We start from the raw sequence: 17,862 nt of genomic DNA, 5'->3' as shown, positions 1-17,862 counted from the left end.
TGCGGGGCGGGGTATTCGCCCGCAGGTGATCCTTACCGTTCCCGCCCTGTCACTCCTTGGCCACACCGAACAGCCGGCTGAGTTGCATGGGTATGGTCCGATTGATCCGGTGACGGCTCGCCGGTTGACGGCGCAGGCGCCGAGCGTGACTCGCTGGTTGACCGACCCGGTCACCGGCCACACCCTCTCGGTCGGGCGGGAAAGCTACCGCATCCCCGCCGACCTGCGACTTGCTCTCACGATTGAGGATGAGACGTGTCGGTTCCCGGGCTGCCGGAGGCGGGCGCAACGCTGCGAACTGGACCACGTCCACGCCTGGGCCGAAGGCGGCGAAACCTCCCACGGCAACCTCGCGAGCCTGTGCCCGAAACATCACCACTTCAAACACGAATCCGACTGGACAGTCGAAGCCCTACCGGGCCGGGATTTGCGGTGGACATCCCCGATCGGGCGGGTGCACGTCACCGAGCCCGCGAACCCAGCCCACCCACCCTGGCCCGAGAGTCCGAGCCGGCCGGAAAGCCCGCCGGCCGACCTCGAGTCACCGCCACCGTCACCCACTTTCCACCCCGTCGACGAGCAACCGACCCTGCCCGCCGAAGCGCTCGACTGGTCAAACGCGTGATCAGAACCAGGTGCCTAGGCAGATCTCGCTCGCCCGGGCCGACTTCGAATGCGCAGGGTGAGCTCGGCGTGCGGAATGAATGGCGTGCGGAATGAATTCGGTGCCCGTTCTACGTCCGGAAGTTCGGCGGCGGGCGTCAGCGGCACGGAGGCTAGCGACGCGGGCGGGCGCGCTCGTAGGGGGCGGGCCAGTAGTCGATGTCCACACCGAGCTCCGTGGCGGCACGAAGGGCGAAGTGCGGGTCGCGGAGCAGTTCGCGGGCCAGAAAGACCGCGTCCGCACGGCCGGAGGCCACGATCTCCTCCGCCTCCTGAGGGGTCGTGATCAGACCGACCGCTGCGACGGGCGCCTCGGCGTTCTCCTTCACATACTCGGCGAAGGGGACCTGGTACAGCGGACCGACCGGGATCCGCACGCCCCGCACGTTGCCCCCGGTCGAGATGTCGAACAGATCGGCACCGGCATCCTGCGCCCAGGCCGCGACCGTCGCGGTCTGCTCCTGGTTCCACGGGGCGGCATCCTCACCGTCACCGGGCTCGTCGAGCCAGTCGGTCGCCGACAGGCGCACGAACAGCGGCACGTCCTCGCCCACCTCGGCGCGCACGGCGCGCACGATCTCCAGCAGCAATCGGGCGCGGTTCTCCAGAGAGCCGCCGTATTCGTCCGTGCGCTCGTTCGACGCGGGGGAGAGGAACTGGTGCACCAGATAGCCGTGCGCCGCGTGGATCTCGATCACCTCGAAACCGGCCTCGAGGGCACGACGCGAGGCCACCCGGAAGTCCTCGACCACACCGGCGATCTGCTCGACGGTGAGGGCGAGCGGCACGTCGTATCCGGTGAACGCCAGCGCAGAAGGGCCGACGGTCTGCCAGCCGCCCTCGCTCACCGGCACCGTGCCCTGCACGGGGCTCCAGGTGCGGTACGTCGACGCCTTCCGGCCGGCGTGGGCGAGCTGGATGCCGGGAATCGCGCCCTGGCCGCGCAGGAACGCGGTGATCCGGGTGAACGCATCGCGCTGGTCGTCGTTCCAGATTCCCAGGTCTTCGGGCGAGATGCGGCCCTCGGGCGACACGGCGGTGGCCTCGGTGAGGATCAGGCCGGCACCGCCGACCGCGAAGGAGGCGAGGTGCGCGAAGTGCCAGTCGCCGGGCATCCCGTCACGCTGCTCCGCCGAGTACTGGCACATGGGGGCGACCCAGATGCGGTTGCGCGTCGTGACCGAGCGGAGAGTGAGAGGGGTGAAGAGAGCGGAGTCGGGCACGCGCAGCCTTTCGGAAGGGCATCGGGGGTGGAAGGGCATCGGGGGTGTCCTTCGATTATCGTCCTTGGACGACGAGCCCCTGTCGGCCGCTCGTCCTATCGTGGAGTCATGAGCGAGCAGGCATCCGACACCGACTGGCGCGACTGGACCGAACTGGCGGCGGCCGAGTGCTTCACCGCACCGGGGGCCGACGACGACAAATACTCCCGGGGCGTGCTGGGCGTGGTCACCGGATCCGACGAGTTCCCGGGTGCCGCCGTCCTCGGCGTCGAGGCGGCGGCGCGCACGGGCCTCGGCATGGTCCGCTACCTCGGCCCCGACACCGCGAGCCGGTTCGTGCTGCAGGCCCGACCCGAGGCCGTCACCGCATCCGGCCGCGTCCAGGCCTGGCTCGTCGGCTCGGGGATGAGCGCCGCCACCCGAAGCGACGACGACCGCGAGCGACTCACCGCCGCCTTCACCGACGGCGCCCCGATCGTGGTGGATGCGGGCGCCCTCGACCTGCTGGGCTCCGTCACCGGGCCTGCTGTTATCACTCCGCACGCCGGCGAACTTGTCGGGGTGCTCGGGGTCCACGGCATCACCGTCGACCGTGCCGCGGTGCAGGCCGACCCCGCCCACTGGGCCGAACGGGCGGCCGACGCCACCGGCCTGGTGGTGCTGCTCAAGGGCCGCACCACCCACGTCTGCTCGCCTTTACGCGACGGCGAACGGATCGGCGCCCGCATCGAGGCCCCCTCGAGCTGGGCCGCGACCGCGGGGTCGGGCGACGTGCTGGGAGGCATCCTCGGGGCCGTCATCGCCACCCATGCCGAGGAGGCGGCCGATCCGCAGCGCCTGGTCGCCCTGGCCGCCACCGCTGCCTACGTGCACGCCTGGGCCGCCGAACGGGCCTCGCACGGCGGGCCGATTGTGGCCTCCGACATCGCGGCGTCGGTGCCGCGCGTGATCGCGAGGCTGATCAGCGGCATCGACGACTGAGGAACCGGCGCGACGGGCTCGACGCCTGGCAGCGACCTTCTTACTCGACCGGGGCGGCGGTGAGCGAGACCTCGATGGTCGAGCGACCCGACGCGGCACCCGGCACGGTGATGCCGTAGTCCGCCAGGTCGACCGGGATGCTGCCGGAGAGCGTCACCGTCTCGCCGTCGGTCTCGAGCAGGGCATCGAGCGACACGGAGTTGCTCACTCCTCGCACGGTCAGGATGCCCGACACCGGGACCGTCTCGTCGTCGCCGCCCTCGGTCTCCAAGGGGATCGGCTGGGTGAGCACGAAGGTCGCGGTCGAGTTGCCACCGGTCGCGGCGATCAGGCCACGCAACACCAGATCCTGAGCCGGATCCTCGCCGGAGAGGGTCGAGAGATCGACCATGAACTCGGCCTCGGTGACCGCGTCGGCGGTGCGCCCGATCATGCCCGAGATGTCGGAGGTGCTGCCGCTCACGAGCTGCTCGCCCGCCGCACTAAGCCGGTATTCCACCCAGGAGGAGGGATCGATCTGCCAGCTGCTGGTCGTGTTCGCCGCACCGGCCACGTCATCGGCCGGGCTGCCGACCACCGTGGGTACGATCTGCTGCATCGTGGCCGCGGAGTCCAGAGCCATGCTGCGCCCGAGGATGGGCATCGCCACCACCGCGACGGCACCCACAGCGGCCGCGCCCGCGATGAGGGCGACGACGTACTTGACGGAGTTCTTCACAGGGCGCTTTCGGATCGGGGCGCTTTCGGATCGGCGATGCTGCCCAGTCAAGCAAGCGAAGGTGGTCGATCCCTGGGAACCGCCGGAATGCGACCTGCATCTTCGGACACCGTGCATTCAGAGTGCGCCCACTATGCTGACCCACGTGCTGACACGTGTGCGACGACTCGCTAACCGGCCCGTCGTCCTCTGGTCGGCGTTCGCGCTGACCCACCTGTGGCTGGGCTGGGTGGGACTGAACCACCCGAACCTGCCGTTCGGCGACGTCACCAACGTCTACCTGCCCTGGGTGCAGCAGTCGCTCGACGGCTACCGCCTCGGCATCGACGGCCCGTGGGTGTACCCCATCCTGGCGTTCCTCCCGATGCTCGCCTCCCTCGTTCTCGGGCCGGGCCTCTACGGCATCGGCTGGATGCTCATGGTCAGCCTCGCGGATGCCGCGATCTTCGCGTTCCTGATCACCCGGAGCTCCCGCGGCGAGAGCTCCGCCGCCGGGCACGGCCTGCGGATCGTCGCCGCCTGGTGGTGGCTGGCGTTCCTGCTGCTGATCGGCCCGGTCTCGGTCGGCCGGATCGACATCTTCACCGTCGACCTGGTGATCGCGGGCCTGCTGGTCGTCCGCAACCGGCCCGCCCTCGCCGGCGTGCTGCTGGGCTTGGCCACCTGGGTGAAGGTCTGGCCCGCCGCCCTGATCGCCGCCGCCGTGATCGCGATGCGCCGGCGCCTGCGGGTGGCGGTCGGCGCGCTGATCACCCTCGTGGGCGTGGCGGTCGGCGCCCTGGCATTCGGCTCCGGCCTGAACGCCTTCAGCTTCGTGACCGAGCAGACCGGGCGGGGGATGCAGGTCGAGGCACCCGTCTCGGCGCTCTGGATGTGGCTCGCCTTCTTCGGCGACCGCACACGGGTGTACTACGACCACGAGATCCTCACCTTCCAGGTCACCGGCCCCGGTAGCGACGTCGCCGCGATGCTGATGACGCCGCTGCTCGTCGTCGCGGTCGCCGCCATCCTCGTGCTCGCCGTGTTCGTGGTGCGCACGGGCGCCGCCTCCACCGTCGTGCTGCCGCCGCTCGCCCTGGCGCTCGTCGCGGCCCTGATCGTGTTCAACAAGGTGGGATCGCCGCAGTTCATGGTGTGGCTGTCGGCCCCGATCATCCTGGGCATCGTCACGCAGGGCCGGCGGTTCTTCCTCCCGGCGATGATGGCCTTCGTGATGGGTGCGCTGACACAGGTGATCTATCCGATCGCCTACGACTGGGTGCTGGGGCTCGACCCGCTGATGCTCGGTGTGCTGACCCTGCGCAACCTGCTCTCGGTCGTGATGCTCGGGGTCGCCGTGGTGATGCTGTGGCAGAGTAGGAAGTCCCCGCGAGGGGTGAGCCCGAGAGAGGTGGATGAGCATGCTGGTGGCCTTTTCCGTGGCACCTTCCGGCGGGCCGTCGCAGAGCGGTGACCCCGACGGCGCGAGCCTGCACGATGCGGTCGCCGCGGCGGTCGAAGTGGTGCGCTCCTCGGGCCTGCCGAACTCCACCGACTCGATGTTCACCACCATCGAGGGCACTTGGGACGAGGTGTTCGACGTGGTGCGGCGCGCCACGGAGGCGATCCAGGCCTACGGGCCGCGCGTCTCGCTCGTGCTGAAGGCCGACATCCGCGGCGACCGCACCGGCGAGCTCGAGGGCAAGGTCGAGCGTCTCGAGGCCGCACTCGTTCGACGCGAGAAACCGCCGGCCGAATAGGCCTCAGAGCATCGGGCCTCAGAGCCTGCCCAACGCGGCCATCGTGGCGGCGGAGACGGAGTCCTCCCCGCCCAGTACGGTGATGCGGGAGGTGTTCATCCGCGTCAGTTCGGCGGCGACGCTGGCCGGGATGGAGTCCTTCTGAACCAGCAGCAGCGGTCCGTCGGCGTGGATCGCGGCCGGGCCGCCCGATAGGGCGTCGGCGAAGCCGGCTCCCGACGCGATGTAGACGTGCGGACCGCTCCCGTCGGCGACCGTCGTGGCCGAGACGCCCGCCGACACCTCGAAGCGGTCGGCGCCCGCGATCCGGATGACCGGCGCGATGGCGTTCAGCTGGCCGAACACCGCATCCGACACGCTGTTCACCCCGCCCAGCACCACGATGGTCCGCGGCTTGGTGCGCGTCAGGTAGGCCAGCACGTCGGCGGGAACGGCGTCGTGGCCCGTCAGGAGGAGGGGGCCGCGACCGTGGCCGGCCGCAGCGCCGCCCGACAACGCATCCGGAAAGGTCTCTCCCGAGGCCACGTAGGCGATCGGGGGCTGGCGGGCGAAGGCGGCCTCGGCGACGGCCGCAGACACCGCGTAGCGATCCGCTCCGGCGATGCGCTGCACGACGGGGGCGTACACCGCGAGGGCGGTCTCGACCGCGGGGGAGACCGTCGTGGGTCCTCCCACGATCACGATCGCCGCCGGCTTCAGCCGCCCGAGCTCGGCCGCGACCACCGGGGGGATGCCGTCCCGTGTGACGAGGAGCACGCCGCCGCCCTCGACGCCCACGGCCGCCGACGCCGACAGCGCATCGCTGAACACCGCACCCGACACGATGCCGACCACGGGCACGCCGGGCGAGAACGTCTCGGCCGAGAGGGCGGCCGACACCTCGTACCGATCCCCACCGCCGATCCGCTCGATGGCCATGCGCTGCTCCACCTGCGCCGCGGCTCCGACACTCGCCTGTGGTGGTATCCCGGCCTCGGCGGATGCCGCTGAGGGGAGAGCCGTGCAGAGCAGAGCGCCCACGATGACCACGCAGGCGGAGATTCGGTAGGTCAGAAGTTTCATGAAATGAGAATACGTCGCGTTTACGCGATTGTCCGAGTATCCTTCCCAGAGCGGCCTGCGTGTCACAGTGCGAATCACCACGCCGCACCGAAGAGGAGTGCCGAATCGTGAGTCCCTATGCCGGCCCGGAAGGGCTCTGGAATGCCGACCCCTCAGAACTGGCGGCGCGCCTGTTCGTCACGGTGTACTCGCCCCTCGCGCTCTGGCCCCTTCCGGAGCGGAGCCTCCCAGAGCTTCAGCGGGCACTCGCGTCACTCGGTGGCTACGCCGTACCGGGGATCGGATCCCACAGCTTCCTCGGTGGCCAGCGGAACACTCAGCCGCTGGGGCTGACCATTCAGCTCGTGCACGAGGTCGAGCTCCTCTGGGAACGAGCAGGCATCGCCGCACGCAGCTCGAGGTGGAGCGGTAGCGGGTGGGACGAGACGACCGTGGTCATGCTGCGTGCGGGAACGGCGATGCTCGCAGCGAGCGATCCGGTGGCCGACTTCAGGGCACGGCTCGCGCACTGATGCCGGTTACCGGCCCGCGCGGGGCAGCACTCCGCCGCAGGCAGGATCACGCCGTCAGTTGATGGGGAGCGGCTGGTCGTCGTCGGGCTGCGGGTTGGTGAGGTACTCGTCGCGGGGGAGCAGGCCGTCTTGGATGGCACGCTTGCGCAGGGCGACCTTGGTGCCGACGTCGATGCCCACCACACGGTACTTCTCGCGGATCCGCTTGAGGTACGACTTGGCGGTCTCCTCGGAGATGTCGAGGGCCTTCGCCACCTGCTTCACGGGCTCGCCGCCGCCGTACAGGGCCATCACACGACGCTCCTGCGCGCTGAGGCGCGGCGAGGCGTCGAGGTCGTCGGCCGCGAGGGCGAGATCGAGCTCGGTGGAGATGAAGCTGTCGCCCACCGAGGCGGCGCGGATGGCCTCGACGATCATGTCGGCCTCCTCGCTCTTCACCAGGTAGCCCAGCGCACCCGCGGCGATCGCCTCGCGCACCACGACCGGCTCGGAGTAGGTGCTCATCAGCACGGTCTTGACCCCCGCCGACTTCAGGGCGCGCAGCTTCACCGAGACGGGCAGCTGGTCCTTCAGGTCGAGGTCGAGCAGCACCACGTCGACCGGGAACTCCGGATGCGTCAACAGGTCCGGCCAGGTCGTCACGGCCGCCACCATGCTGATGTCGTCGGCGGCTCCGCGGATCCACTCGGTGAGTGCACCGAGCAGCATGCGGTGGTCGTCGACGATGGCCAAACGGATCGGGTCCCGCTCGATCGTCACTGGGGCTCCTTCTTCATAGGTCGCACTTCATAGGTCGGACCGCGAGGCATCCGGCACGACGACGTGGGCATCGACGCTGACCCGCAGTCTGCCGGTACGAGTCTCCAAGGAGTACCGGCCGACCCGCGACAGCGCCGACCAGACAGCGGGATCGATTCGGCGGCGGGGTATGCCGTCGATCGAGAGGACTATCGGCAGCACCATCCTATCGGCAGGCACCCCGCCGTTCGCGGAACTCGGCCGCCCCATCGACACCTCGATGCGCGGGGCGTAGCGCCCGGATTCGTCGACGATCAGCCAGAGCGCCGAGAGCAGCCCGTCCCGCTGAGGGGGCTCCAGGTAGCCGGCCAGCCCGTCGGCGTCGTGCAGCACGACGGCATCGCCGAGCACGGCCGACTCGGTGGTGGCGTGCTTCAGCCAGGTCTCCCGGCGGCCCGCCACCAGCAACCGGCGCAGGTCGGTGGCCAGCATCGACGCCTTCGAGGACAGCGACTTGTCCAGCGGCAGCGCGGCCCGGCCGGTCGCCACGTCTTGCAGCAGTTCCTCGGCGGCGAGGTCGAGCAGGGCGAGCTCTTCGGATGCCAGCAGCCCGAGGCCGTAGCGGGGAGCACTGATGGTGCTCTCGGCCACGGTCCGGTCCAGTTCCCGCTGCACCAGGTCGCCGAACGAGCGCACGATGACGATGCCGGCGAACGCCGGGGCGACGGTGAGCACCACCGAGGAGATGCCCAGTGCCGCGGTGCCCGGCGTGGAGACTTCCAGCACGCCGAGCATCACCAGCTGCACCACGGTGAGCCCGCAGACGGCGATCAGCACGTTGTTCGTGGGGCGGAAGGTGACGCACGCCAGCATGGTGGCACCGATCCCGATGGTCACCGTCACGTAGCTCGCGGTGGGCTCGCTGTGCATCAGGGCGATGTAGTCCAGCGCGAGGGCGACCGAGTCGGCCGCCAGCACGCCGGCGAAGGCCCAGAGCGGCAGCACACCCCGCCCGCGACGAGCGGTCAGCACGGCCGCCCCGAAGGCGAGCACGACGACGATCCAGCCGATCAGCGAGCCGAGCAGCCAGTCGTTGACCTCCCAGGTCCAGCCGAACGAGACCAGACCGCGCACGATCAGGATGAGCCCCACGATGACCGCACCGATGCCGAGATAGCCGATCCCGAGCCGGGAGTCGCGCTGGATGTCCTGGCGCAGGGCGTCGACCGCCCGCGGGCCCGCCCGGCGTGCCCGGATCATCTCGGTCAGCACGCCGTTGTCGGTGGCGCGCGGCCGGCGGCCCTCCGGGACGCCGCTCACTTGGGCACCTCGAGCACGACGGTGGTGCCGGATCCGGGCGAGGAGAACACGCGCACCTTGCCGCCGACGTCGTTGATGCGGGCGATCACGGATTCGGCCAGTCCCAGCCGCCCCACGTCGACCGACTGCAGATCGAAGCCGACTCCGGAATCGGTCACCATGGCCCTCACCGTCTGATCGTCTTCGGTGATGGTGACGTCGGCGGAGCCGACCTCGGCGTGCCGGCGCACGTTCTCGAGGCACTCCGACAGCGACAGCAGGAAGGCGTCGAGCACATGGCTCGGCAGCAGGATCTGCCCGGATCCGTGCCACGCGACCTCCAGGCCCATCCGCCCGAACCGCTGCTTGACCGACTCGAGGGTGTGGCCGAGGTCGCTCGTCTCGACCGGCTCCAGGGTGTATCCGCCGGAGGAGCGCGGCATCGGGGTGCCGCCGAGGCGCAGCTGGCGCAGCAGCCGGGCATCCTCGCCCGCCTGGTTGCGCAGGGCATCCGGGCTCACGCCGATACCGGAGTGCGCGAGCAGCGTGAGGGTGGCCAGCACCGTGTCGTGCAGCAGGCGTGCGCCGTGGCGGCGCTGCGCCTCGATCTCGCTCGCCTGCCGCTCGACCGCGTGCGCCCGTCCGAGCCGGGCCATGCCGGCGAAGGCGCGCCGCAGGCTCGCCGACAACCAGGTGGCGGCCACGAACAGGGCCACCCAGCCCACCACGATCGAGGCGATCACGAACGCGGCCCGCCCGCTCTGCCAGGTGGCGATGGTGGCCAGGGCCAGCACCGGAACGTAGGCGGGCAGCACCAGCCAGAGCAGCCGGGGGGACGCCGAGATGGTGGCGATCAGCGAGGGGATGGCGGTGGAGGCGAAGAAGGTGAGCCCACTGGTGGTGGGGATGTCGTCGATGGCGTCGCCCGGGAGCAGGAAGCTCGCGAGGGTGGCCACCCCGAGCAGGTAGGTGACGCCCGGCCAGAGCAGCGAGCGGCTGTTGCCGACCAGCGAGAACCCGAACGCGGTGAGCGCCATCAGGGCCAGGTTGAGGCCGTAGTCGCCGAGGTGGGCGAGGTTGGGCACCAGGATGCTGACGAACGAGGCGCCGGTGAACAGGAGCCCGAGACTGCGGGAGGTGCGGTTCAGCAGCTTGCGGCGTTCGCGATCCGTTCTGGGCATCAGTTCACCGCTCTGGGCATCAGTTCACCGCACGCAGTGGATGTCGCAACGGCATTTCTGCATGATAGCGCGACCATGCGGCACCGGCGGTCGCGGAGCGGGCAGGCATCGCCCGCGTTGCACAGATCCCGTGTTAGCGCTGCCCCCTGAATTGGGGAGTTGGTCTATCGACAGGTGTCGGTAAACTCGAACCAGATCCGGGGGGAATTGGCCGGGGAGCGAGCTCAGCGCCGCTCCCCGGCCGCTTTTTCGTGCTCAGAGCGCGAGCAGGCGCGAGATCTCCCGGCCCACCAGGTCGAACTCGATCAGGAAGCCGTCGTGGCCGAACTTCGACTCGATCACGATCGGGCGCGTACCGTCGATGTTCCCCGGCACGTGGGCCGCGATCAGCTCCTGGTCTCCGACGGGGAACAGCCTGTCGCTATCGATGCCCACGATCAGGGCTTTGGCCTGCACCGACTCGAGGGCGGCGATCACGCCCGCGCGGCCACGCCCGATGTCGTGCGAGTTCATCGCCTCGACGAGGGTGATGTAGGTGTTGGCGTCGAAACGGCGGGTGAACTTGTTGCCGTGGAAGTCGAGGTAGGACTCGACGGCGAAACGACCGCCGCCCCCCAGCGGACTGATGCCGCTCTGCCAGCTGCGCTGGAAGCGGTCGTTCAGCTCGCTCGGGCTGCGGTAGTTCAGCAGTGCCATCCGCCTCGCCAGCGCCAGACCCTGGTGCGGGCCCTCGCCGTCGGGGGCGTCGTAGTACTGGCCGTCCTGGAAGAACGGATCGGCGCGGATGACCTGCACCTGCACCGAGTTGAGCGCGATCTGGTCGGCCGAGCTCATGGCAGGCGCGGCGATGATCGCCACCCTGTCCATCTCGTCGGGATAGCGCACGGCCCACTCGAGCACCTGCATCCCGCCCATCGAGCCGCCGACCACGGCGAACCAGTGCTCGATGCCGATGGCGTGGGCCAGGGCGTGCTGCGCCACGACCTGGTCGGCGATGGTGGTGAACGGGAAGCGCGCGCCCCACTCCACGGCGTCGGGCGCGATCGAGGAGGGCCCGGTGCTGCCCTGGCAGCCGCCCAGCATGTTGGGGGCGACGATGAACCAGCGGTCGGTGTCGAGAGGGAGCCCCGGGCCCACGAGCCCCGGCCACCAGCCGTCGGTCGGATGCCCGGGCTCGGCCGGGTGGATGAGGTTGCTGTCGCCGGTCAGGGCGTGCAGCACCAGGATCGCGTTGTCGCGCTCCGGCGACAGGGTGCCGTAGGTCTGGTAGGCGATGCGGGCTCGAGGGACGACCTCGCCGCTCTGGAACGTGAAGTCGCCGATCTCGGCGAAGCGGCGCCGCCCCACGGGGTCGCCCACCCGCCAGGCTCCGGATGCCGGCGGCTTCCCGAGCACCGACCGGATCTGCGCGTCGCTGATGAAGCCGCTGGGAACCGTGTCCTCGTTCGTCTGCCAATCCATAACACGTCAATTCTGTCGTGCCCCGGGAGTCCCGACGGCATTGTTACGCCCCACACGACAGCGACCCGTCAGTTGGTCCCGCTCTGACGAGGCGGAGGCGGGACAAACTGACGGGTCGGCTGGGGTGGTGCGTGTTAAACCGCGTTGGCGCGGACCGTTTCGCGGGCGGCCGCGAGGCCGGTCTCGAGGTCGGCCTTCAGGTCGTCGATGTTCTCCAGGCCCACCGAGAGGCGCACCAGGCCCGGGGTGACACCCGTGGTGAGCTGCTGCTCGGGGGTCAGCTGGGAGTGCGTGGTGGAGGCCGGGTGGATGACCAGCGAGCGCACGTCGCCGATGTTGGCCAGGTGGCTGAAGAGCTCGAGGCTGTCGACGAAGGTGCGTCCCGCATCCACCCCGCCCTTCAGCTCGAACGAGAGCACGGCGCCGACGCCCTTGGGGGCGTACTTGTTCGCGGCCGCGTACCAGGGGCTCGACGGCAGGCCGGCGTAGTAGACGGTGGCGATGTCGTCGTGCTCGTCGAGCCACTCGGCGATCTCCTGGGCGTTCTGCACGTGGCGTTCGATCCGCAGCGACAGGGTCTCGATGCCCTGGATGAGCTGCCAGGCGCTGGCCGGTGCGATCGAGGCGCCGAGGTCGCGCAGCAGCTGCACGCGCGCCTTGATGATGTAGGCGATGCCGTCGCCCAGCACGCCAGTGTAGCTGGCGCCGTGGTAGGAGGGGTCGGGCTCGGTGAGGCCGGGGAACTTCTCGACGTTCTTGCTCCACTCGAACTTTCCGCCGTCGACGATGATGCCGCCGATCACGGTGCCGTGGCCGCCGAGGAACTTGGTGGCCGAGTGCACCACGATGTCCGCCCCGTGCTCCAGCGGACGGATCAGGTACGGCGTCGCGATGGTGTTGTCGACGATCAGCGGCACACCGCTCGCGTGCGCGACCTCGGACACCAGCGCGATGTCGAGGATGTTGATCTTCGGGTTGCCGATGGTCTCGGCGAAGAACAGCTTGGTGTTCGGGCGCACGGCCCGGCGCCACTCCTCGGCGTCGTCCTGGTTCTCCACGAACGTCGTCTCGATGCCGAGCTTGGCCAGCGTGTACTTGAAGAGGTTGTACGTTCCGCCGTAGATCGACGACGACGACACGATGTGGTCGCCGGCCTGGGCGATGTTCAGCACGGCGAAGGTCTCGGCGGCCTGGCCCGAGGCGACCAGCAGCGCTGCTGTTCCGCCTTCGAGGGCCGCGACGCGCTCCTCCACCACGTTCTGCGTGGGGTTCTGGATGCGGGTGTAGATGTTGCCGAACTCGGCCAGCGCGAACAGGTTCTGCGCGTGCTGGGCGTTGTCGAAGACGTAGGAGGTGGTCTGGTAGATCGGCGTGGCGCGGGCGTTCGTGGTGGGGTCGGGCTGGGCGCCGGTGTGGATCTGCTTGGTCTCGAACTTCCAGTTCGCAGCGTTGTCGCTCATGGACTTCTTCCTCAAAGTCGTGGGATAGGACTGAGGGAAGGTTAGGTGCGCCGCGCGAGAGGGGTCAATCGGCTCCGACTCGGGGCGTAACGCGGGTCTTCCCCCTCAGGTGCGTCGCGCGAACAGCCAGTCCGCGTGCGGCTCGACCAGCGGCCGGAACACCCGCCGCACCGGATTCGTCGAGAGCGCGACGGTGAGCAGGATGCTGAACAGGATCATCCCGATCAGCAGCAGGTCGGACTGCGGTCCGTCGAGCATCCCGCTCTGCCGGATCGGGTAGAGCACGAAGGTGTGCAGCAGGTACACGTACAGCGTCGCCTGCCCGAGCGGCGAGAACCAGGTGCCGCGTCGCGGCATCAGGGTGAGGAAGGCCAGCACGAGCAGCCCGGCCAGCGCGATGGCGCCGAGCCGCAGTGCCCCCGCCCACCACTGGTCGTAGCCGAAATCCGGGTACGCCTGCTGGAAGAGCAGCACCCGTCGCAGCTTCACCTCACGCCAGAGCGGCACGTTCGTGGCGATGACCAGGGCGAGGGCGGCGAACAGCACGATCGACCCGGCACGCACGAGCCACACCGTGCGCTGCGAGGCCGCCAGCCAGATCGCCGTCCAGGGCAGCTGCCGCAGCTTCCAGCCGAGCACGAAGAAGGGCAGCAGGGCGAGCGTGCGGTCCAGCGCGAAGACGCCGCCGATGCCGGGCAGATACCCGGCCGCCACCGAGACGACGACCGAGATCAGCAGCGGGTACCGCAGCAGCGCGAGATAGGGGAGGGAGACCCGCCAGACGATCAGTGCCAGCAGGAACCACAGGGTCCACGAGGGGTTCGCGAAGTCGACCCGCGGCCGCCCGTCGACGAGGGACTGGATGACGCTCCAGATCGCCTCGAAGATCAGGTACGGGAGCACGAGATCGGTCACGATCCGCTTCAGCTGCTTGGGCCCCGGCGCATCCGCCTTCGCGAAGTACCCGGCCACGGCCACGAACACCGGCACGTGGAAGGCGTAGATGAAGAGGTACACACCGTACGCCGTGTCGGACTCGGCGATGAGTTTCAGGATGGCGTGACCGACCACGACCAGGGTGATCGCCACGAAGCGCGCGTTGTCCCACAGGGGCTCCCGCTTCGGGCGGGCGAGCGGGGCGGACATCATTCCAGACTACCTTTGTGGGTACGGAAGGGACCGGGGAGGTCCCGGTCCGGCGAAGGGACGCGGATGAAGCGCGCGGTTGTGACAGGGGCGAGTTCGGGCATCGGAGCAGCGACGGTGAGGCTGCTGCGCGCCCACGACTGGGAGGTCGTGGCGGTCGCCCGCCGGGAGGATCGCCTCCGGGCGCTCGCCGACGAGACGGGTGCCTCCTACTTCGTGGCCGACCTCACGAGCGAGGCCGACGTCGAGGCGCTGCGGGTGAACCTCGAGGCCACGGGCGGCGTCAGCACCCTGGTGAACAACGCCGGCGGCGCCTTCGGGCTCGACCCCGTCGAGGGCGGCTCGATCGACGACTGGCGCCGGATGTTCGAGATCAACGTGCTGGCCGTGAAGAGCGTCACCGCTGCTCTGCTGCCGCTGCTGCGGGCGTCGGTGCAGCCCGGCGGATGCGCCGACATCATGACGGTCACCTCGATCGCCGGCCACGTCTCCTACGAGGGCGGCGGCGGGTACAACGCCGCGAAGTTCGCCGAGCACGCGATGCTCGACGTGCTGCGCCTCGAGCTCAGCGGTGAACCGATCCGGGTGCTGGAGATCGCCCCCGGCATGGTGCACACGGAGGAGTTCTCGCTCAACCGTTTCGGCGGCGACCAGGGCCGGGCCGACTCGGTGTACGCGAACGTGCCCGATCCGCTCTCCGCCGACGACGTGGCCGCGACCATCGTGGCGACCCTCGAACTGCCGCCGCACGTGAGCCTGGACCTCGTGGTGATCAAGCCCGTGGCCCAGTCGGCCGCCTACAAGGTGGCGCGCGGCGAGCTGAAGGTCAAGACGCCGGACGCCCGCTAGCCGGATCGCCGACCGCATCGGCGGTCGCCGGCGCCTCGTCCAGGGGGACGGTGGCGTCGGCGAACGCCAGCTTGGGCACGAAGAACAGCAGCACGGCGGCCACGACCGCGCCGCCGGCGCAGATCGCCCACACGGTCATGTAGCCGAAGAGGCTCGACGCCGTGGCGGTCACCGCCGTCGAGGCGCCCTGGAACAGCACCAGCGCGAACACCGCCGAGGCGAACGATCCGCCGATCGTCTTGGTGGTGTTCGTCAGGCCGGCGGCGATGCCGGTCTGCCCGATCGGGGCGGCGGCTGCGGCGGCCGCGGGCAGGGCGCCCACGAGCGCGCCGGAACCGAGCCCGGCGATGAACATGTTCGTGAAGACCTGCCAGGTCTCCTGGTGGAACGGCAGGAACAGGCCGTAGCCGACCGCCACCAGGATGGTCGCGCCGATCAGCGCGATCCGCGGGCTAGCCCGCCGGGAGGCGAGCGGGAAGAGCAGCGCACCGATGATCATCGAGAGCAGATACACGCCGATCAGGATCGACCGGCTCGACGATCCGAGGCCGAGACCGTAGCCGTTCACCGGATCGGTGCCGGCGAAGGTACTGAGCGGTGCCTGCGCGCCGAGCAGGCTGATGCCGATCAGGCCCGCGGTGAGCTGCACCGGCCACATCGACGGCTGGCGGAGCACCCGCAGGTCGATCGCCGGATCCTTCTGCCGCAGCTCGTAGCGGCCGAACGGGATGAACACGAGCACCCCGAGCGCGATCAGCAGCCACACGAACCAGGCGCCGGGGCCGTTGATGCGTAGGAAGGTCAGGCCGCTGGTGATCAGCAGCAGCCCGAAGGTGAGCATCGTGAAGCCGACGATGTCGAGGGAGCGGCCGGGCTGCGGGGTCGACTCGGGAACGCCGAACAGGATGGCGAAGAAGACCAGCGTCACCGCGACGGCCGGGATCGTGAGGGTCAGCGCTACGTTCTCGTTCAGGGCGCCGAACAGCACGCCGCTCGCGAGAGCGCCGATGATGGCGCCCGCCTCGAGGGCGACCACCAGCAGGCCCGCGGCGCGGCGGGTCTGCGAGGCGGCGCGGCCGGTGCGGCGGCCGCGGTCGAAGATCAGCGCGATCTCCAGCGGAAGCCACACCACGTAGAAGCCCTGCAGCGCCCAGGCGATCAGGAAGCTGGTGAAGTCGCCGGCGGCCACCAGCCACCAGCTCGCGCCGGCCGTCAGGACGGTCGCCAGCAGCAGCATCCGCTTGTGCCCCACCATGTCGCCGAGCTTGGCGAGGATCGGCACGACGATCGCCGAGAGCAGCAGCTGCGCCGCCTCGAACCAGTTGAAGTCGGCGTCGTGGATACCGAGGTGCTGCACCAGATCGGGGATCAGCGGCACGTAGAAGCCCTGCAGGATGCCGCTGGTGATCTCGACCAGGAACAGGAAGCCGATCAGCGAGGCGGTGACGCCGACGACTCCGGCGCGGAGGCCCCGGGCGGGAGGCGGCGGCGATGTCATGAACGGATGCTAGCCGCTCGACGAGCCGCACGATCGGCATTCTGAGCGACACGCGGATTCCGGTAGCGTTGCCTGCATGAATTCCGCCGCCCCTGACGCCGAGACCACCACCGAGACGGCGTCCGCGCCCGAGAGAGAAGTGCTGGGGTGGCTCGAGTTCGGCGACGCCTCGCGCGCGCTCGCCCGCGACATCGTGGAGAGCGGCTTCGAGCCCGACTTCGTGATCGCCATCGCCCGCGGCGGCCTCATCCCGGGCGGCGCCCTCGCCTACGCACTCGGCGTCAAGAGCTGCGGCAGCCTCAACGTGGAGTTCTACTCCGACATCGAGGAGACGCTGCCGGAGCCCATCATCCTGCCCCCGCTGCTGGACAACGAGCCGCTGATCGGCAAGAACGTGCTGCTGGTCGACGACGTGGCCGATTCCGGGCGCACGCTGGCGCTCGTGGTCGACCTCCTTGAGAAGCTCGACATCACGGTCAAGTCGGCCACCCTGTTCATCAAGCCCCGCTCGGTGATCAAGCCCGACTTCCACTGGAAGTCGACCGACCGCTGGATCGTCTTCCCCTGGTCGGCGCACCCGCCCGTGAGCGCCGAATGAGCATCCATCTGGTCGGCGGCGGCTGGCCGCTCGAAGACGACGCCGCGGTGTACCGGCCGTTCTTCGAGGAGGTCGCGGCGCAGGCCGAGGCCGCCGGCAAGCTCGAGGGCGCGCACGTGGCCCTCGTGCTCGTGCGTGACGGCGACGCCCCCGAGAAGTACGCCGAGCTGGTGACCGCCTTCGAGCAGGTCGCCAAGTTCGTTCCCGTGCCGGTGCTCTCGCCCGAGAACGCGCCGATCCAGCCCGCCGCGTTCGCCGAGGTCGACGGCATCGTGGTGTGGGGCGGGCTCACGCCGGCCTACCGCACGTCGCTCGAGCCCTCATTCGGCGAGATCCGCCGGCTCGTCGCCTCCGGCATCCCGTACCTCGGCTTCTCGGCCGGCGCGGCCATCGCGGCCGAGCACGCGGTCGTGGGCGGCTGGAAGATCGACACGGTCGAGATCGGCACCGAAGACGCCTCCGAAGACCTCGAGCAGCTCACGGTGGCGCAGGGGATCGGCCTGATCGATCTCGCGGTCGACGTGCACGCGGCGCAGTGGGGCTCGGTGTCGCGGCTGATCGCGGCCACCGAGGCCGGCCTGGTCGACGGGGGAGTCGCAATCGACGAGCACACCGCCCTGGTGGTGGGTGAGGGCCCGTTGCGGGTGCTCGGCCGGGGGAGTGTGTGGAAGGTCACCCCCGACTCCGGCAGCGTGCGGGTCTCCACCGCCGGCGCCGCGTGACCCGGGCGCTCT

Annotated in this window: 18 protein-coding genes; 8 read left to right on the top strand and 10 right to left on the bottom strand. The window is 69.9% G+C overall.

The genetic code is table 11. The features are described from left to right. Window positions 1-625, top strand: a 625-nt coding sequence (locus ACN4JJ_RS16910) for an HNH endonuclease signature motif containing protein (protein ID WP_440711065.1), incomplete at its 5' end; no start/stop codon positions are given. A gap of 151 nt (window positions 626-776) precedes the next feature. Here the strand turns inward: ACN4JJ_RS16910 and ACN4JJ_RS16905 are convergent. Continuing rightward, on the bottom strand, window positions 777-1,886 hold the full coding sequence (locus ACN4JJ_RS16905; RefSeq protein ID WP_440711064.1) for an NADH:flavin oxidoreductase/NADH oxidase: 1,110 nt from the start codon (window positions 1,884-1,886) through the stop codon (window positions 777-779). A 108-nt stretch (window positions 1,887-1,994) separates the two neighbouring features. Here ACN4JJ_RS16905 and ACN4JJ_RS16900 point away from each other — a divergent pair, with 108 nt between their 5' ends. Next, window positions 1,995-2,867 carry an ADP-dependent NAD(P)H-hydrate dehydratase gene (locus tag ACN4JJ_RS16900; RefSeq protein WP_440711063.1) on the top strand — a complete coding sequence of 291 codons (873 nt, stop codon included), beginning with the start codon at window positions 1,995-1,997 and terminating at the stop codon, window positions 2,865-2,867. A 40-nt stretch (window positions 2,868-2,907) separates the two neighbouring features. Here the strand turns inward: ACN4JJ_RS16900 and ACN4JJ_RS16895 are convergent, their stop codons facing one another. Then, window positions 2,908-3,585 (bottom strand): YceI family protein, encoded by a 678-nt coding sequence (locus ACN4JJ_RS16895; protein WP_440711062.1) that lies wholly within the window; start codon window positions 3,583-3,585, stop codon window positions 2,908-2,910. 145 nt (window positions 3,586-3,730) lie between these two features. On the opposite strand from ACN4JJ_RS16895, the gene ACN4JJ_RS16890 reads away from it, so the two are divergent. Both ACN4JJ_RS16890 and ACN4JJ_RS16885 read left to right on the top strand, forming a co-directional pair. Then, complete coding sequence (locus ACN4JJ_RS16890) at window positions 3,731-5,038, top strand: glycosyltransferase 87 family protein (protein ID WP_440711061.1); 1,308 nt, start codon at window positions 3,731-3,733, stop codon at window positions 5,036-5,038. Beyond that, a complete protein-coding gene (locus ACN4JJ_RS16885; protein WP_440711060.1) occupies window positions 4,986-5,324 on the top strand; it encodes a thiamine-binding protein in 339 nt (112 codons plus the stop codon). Before ACN4JJ_RS16890 ends, ACN4JJ_RS16885 begins: the two co-directional genes overlap by 53 nt. Window positions 5,325-5,342: 18 nt before the next feature. Here ACN4JJ_RS16885 and ACN4JJ_RS16880 read toward each other — a convergent pair whose 3' ends face one another. Beyond that, window positions 5,343-6,386: a cell wall-binding repeat-containing protein gene (locus ACN4JJ_RS16880; protein WP_440711059.1), complete on the bottom strand. Its 1,044-nt coding sequence runs from the start codon at window positions 6,384-6,386 to the stop codon at window positions 5,343-5,345. A gap of 107 nt (window positions 6,387-6,493) precedes the next feature. Between ACN4JJ_RS16880 and ACN4JJ_RS16875 the strand changes: the two genes are divergently transcribed. Then, window positions 6,494-6,898: a hypothetical protein gene (locus ACN4JJ_RS16875; protein ID WP_440711058.1), complete on the top strand. Its 405-nt coding sequence runs from the start codon at window positions 6,494-6,496 to the stop codon at window positions 6,896-6,898. 54 nt (window positions 6,899-6,952) lie between these two features. On the opposite strand, the gene ACN4JJ_RS16870 is transcribed toward ACN4JJ_RS16875, so the two are convergent. The 6 genes from ACN4JJ_RS16870 to ACN4JJ_RS16845 form a co-directional block, all read right to left on the bottom strand. Beyond that, a complete protein-coding gene (locus ACN4JJ_RS16870; protein WP_440711057.1) occupies window positions 6,953-7,657 on the bottom strand; it encodes a response regulator in 705 nt (234 codons plus the stop codon). Between the two features lie 27 nt (window positions 7,658-7,684). Then, on the bottom strand, window positions 7,685-8,956 hold the full coding sequence (locus ACN4JJ_RS16865) for a hypothetical protein (RefSeq protein ID WP_440711056.1): 1,272 nt from the start codon (window positions 8,954-8,956) through the stop codon (window positions 7,685-7,687). Next, window positions 8,953-10,116, bottom strand: a complete 1,164-nt coding sequence (locus tag ACN4JJ_RS16860) for a sensor histidine kinase (protein ID WP_440711055.1) — start codon at window positions 10,114-10,116, stop codon at window positions 8,953-8,955. Before ACN4JJ_RS16860 ends, ACN4JJ_RS16865 begins: the two co-directional genes overlap by 4 nt. A gap of 255 nt (window positions 10,117-10,371) precedes the next feature. Then, a complete protein-coding gene (gene metX, locus ACN4JJ_RS16855) occupies window positions 10,372-11,577 on the bottom strand; it encodes a homoserine O-acetyltransferase MetX (protein WP_440711054.1) in 1,206 nt (401 codons plus the stop codon). Between the two features lie 134 nt (window positions 11,578-11,711). Further along, window positions 11,712-13,037, bottom strand: coding sequence for a bifunctional o-acetylhomoserine/o-acetylserine sulfhydrylase (locus tag ACN4JJ_RS16850; protein ID WP_440711053.1), 1,326 nt, complete (start codon window positions 13,035-13,037; stop codon window positions 11,712-11,714). A gap of 105 nt (window positions 13,038-13,142) precedes the next feature. Then, window positions 13,143-14,183, bottom strand: coding sequence for an acyltransferase family protein (locus ACN4JJ_RS16845; protein ID WP_440711052.1), 1,041 nt, complete (start codon window positions 14,181-14,183; stop codon window positions 13,143-13,145). 66 nt (window positions 14,184-14,249) lie between these two features. Between ACN4JJ_RS16845 and ACN4JJ_RS16840 the strand changes: the two genes are divergently transcribed. Beyond that, a complete protein-coding gene (locus tag ACN4JJ_RS16840) occupies window positions 14,250-15,032 on the top strand; it encodes an SDR family oxidoreductase (RefSeq protein WP_440711051.1) in 783 nt (260 codons plus the stop codon). On the opposite strand, the gene ACN4JJ_RS16835 is transcribed toward ACN4JJ_RS16840, so the two are convergent. Next, window positions 15,010-16,530: an MFS transporter gene (locus ACN4JJ_RS16835; protein ID WP_440711050.1), complete on the bottom strand. Its 1,521-nt coding sequence runs from the start codon at window positions 16,528-16,530 to the stop codon at window positions 15,010-15,012. The genes ACN4JJ_RS16840 and ACN4JJ_RS16835 overlap by 23 nt on opposite strands. A gap of 76 nt (window positions 16,531-16,606) precedes the next feature. Between ACN4JJ_RS16835 and ACN4JJ_RS16830 the strand changes: the two genes are divergently transcribed. Both ACN4JJ_RS16830 and ACN4JJ_RS16825 read left to right on the top strand, forming a co-directional pair. Beyond that, the gene (locus ACN4JJ_RS16830) at window positions 16,607-17,128 is read left to right on the top strand and encodes a phosphoribosyltransferase (protein WP_440711049.1); all 522 of its coding nucleotides are present in this window, start codon (window positions 16,607-16,609) and stop codon (window positions 17,126-17,128) included. Next, a complete protein-coding gene (locus ACN4JJ_RS16825) occupies window positions 17,125-17,850 on the top strand; it encodes a type 1 glutamine amidotransferase family protein (protein ID WP_440711048.1) in 726 nt (241 codons plus the stop codon). The genes ACN4JJ_RS16830 and ACN4JJ_RS16825 overlap by 4 nt, the downstream gene beginning before the upstream one ends. Window positions 17,851-17,862: the final 12 nt, after the last annotated feature.

Origin of the sequence: Herbiconiux dendrobii (genome assembly GCF_052048175.1) — a bacterium.
Lineage (GTDB): Bacteria > Actinomycetota > Actinomycetes > Actinomycetales > Microbacteriaceae > Herbiconiux.
This window is presented reverse-complemented; position numbering and strand designations above follow the sequence as displayed.

What these genes read in the sequence shown, in the direction of transcription:
- ACN4JJ_RS16830 (WP_440711049.1), top strand. Translation starts at nt 16,607, where the DNA reads ATGAATTCCGCCGCCCCTGACGCCGAGACCACCACCGAGACGGCGTCC.
- metX (WP_440711054.1), bottom strand. Translation starts at nt 11,577, where the DNA reads ATGGATTGGCAGACGAACGAGGACACGGTTCCCAGCGGCTTCATCAGC.
- ACN4JJ_RS16900 (WP_440711063.1), top strand. Translation starts at nt 1,995, where the DNA reads ATGAGCGAGCAGGCATCCGACACCGACTGGCGCGACTGGACCGAACTG.
- ACN4JJ_RS16840 (WP_440711051.1), top strand. Translation starts at nt 14,250, where the DNA reads ATGAAGCGCGCGGTTGTGACAGGGGCGAGTTCGGGCATCGGAGCAGCG.
- ACN4JJ_RS16880 (WP_440711059.1), bottom strand. Translation starts at nt 6,386, where the DNA reads ATGAAACTTCTGACCTACCGAATCTCCGCCTGCGTGGTCATCGTGGGC.
- ACN4JJ_RS16850 (WP_440711053.1), bottom strand. Translation starts at nt 13,037, where the DNA reads ATGAGCGACAACGCTGCGAACTGGAAGTTCGAGACCAAGCAGATCCAC.
- ACN4JJ_RS16845 (WP_440711052.1), bottom strand. Translation starts at nt 14,183, where the DNA reads ATGTCCGCCCCGCTCGCCCGCCCGAAGCGGGAGCCCCTGTGGGACAAC.
- ACN4JJ_RS16825 (WP_440711048.1), top strand. Translation starts at nt 17,125, where the DNA reads ATGAGCATCCATCTGGTCGGCGGCGGCTGGCCGCTCGAAGACGACGCC.
- ACN4JJ_RS16860 (WP_440711055.1), bottom strand. Translation starts at nt 10,116, where the DNA reads ATGCCCAGAACGGATCGCGAACGCCGCAAGCTGCTGAACCGCACCTCC.
- ACN4JJ_RS16835 (WP_440711050.1), bottom strand. Translation starts at nt 16,530, where the DNA reads ATGACATCGCCGCCGCCTCCCGCCCGGGGCCTCCGCGCCGGAGTCGTC.
- ACN4JJ_RS16885 (WP_440711060.1), top strand. Translation starts at nt 4,986, where the DNA reads ATGCTGGTGGCCTTTTCCGTGGCACCTTCCGGCGGGCCGTCGCAGAGC.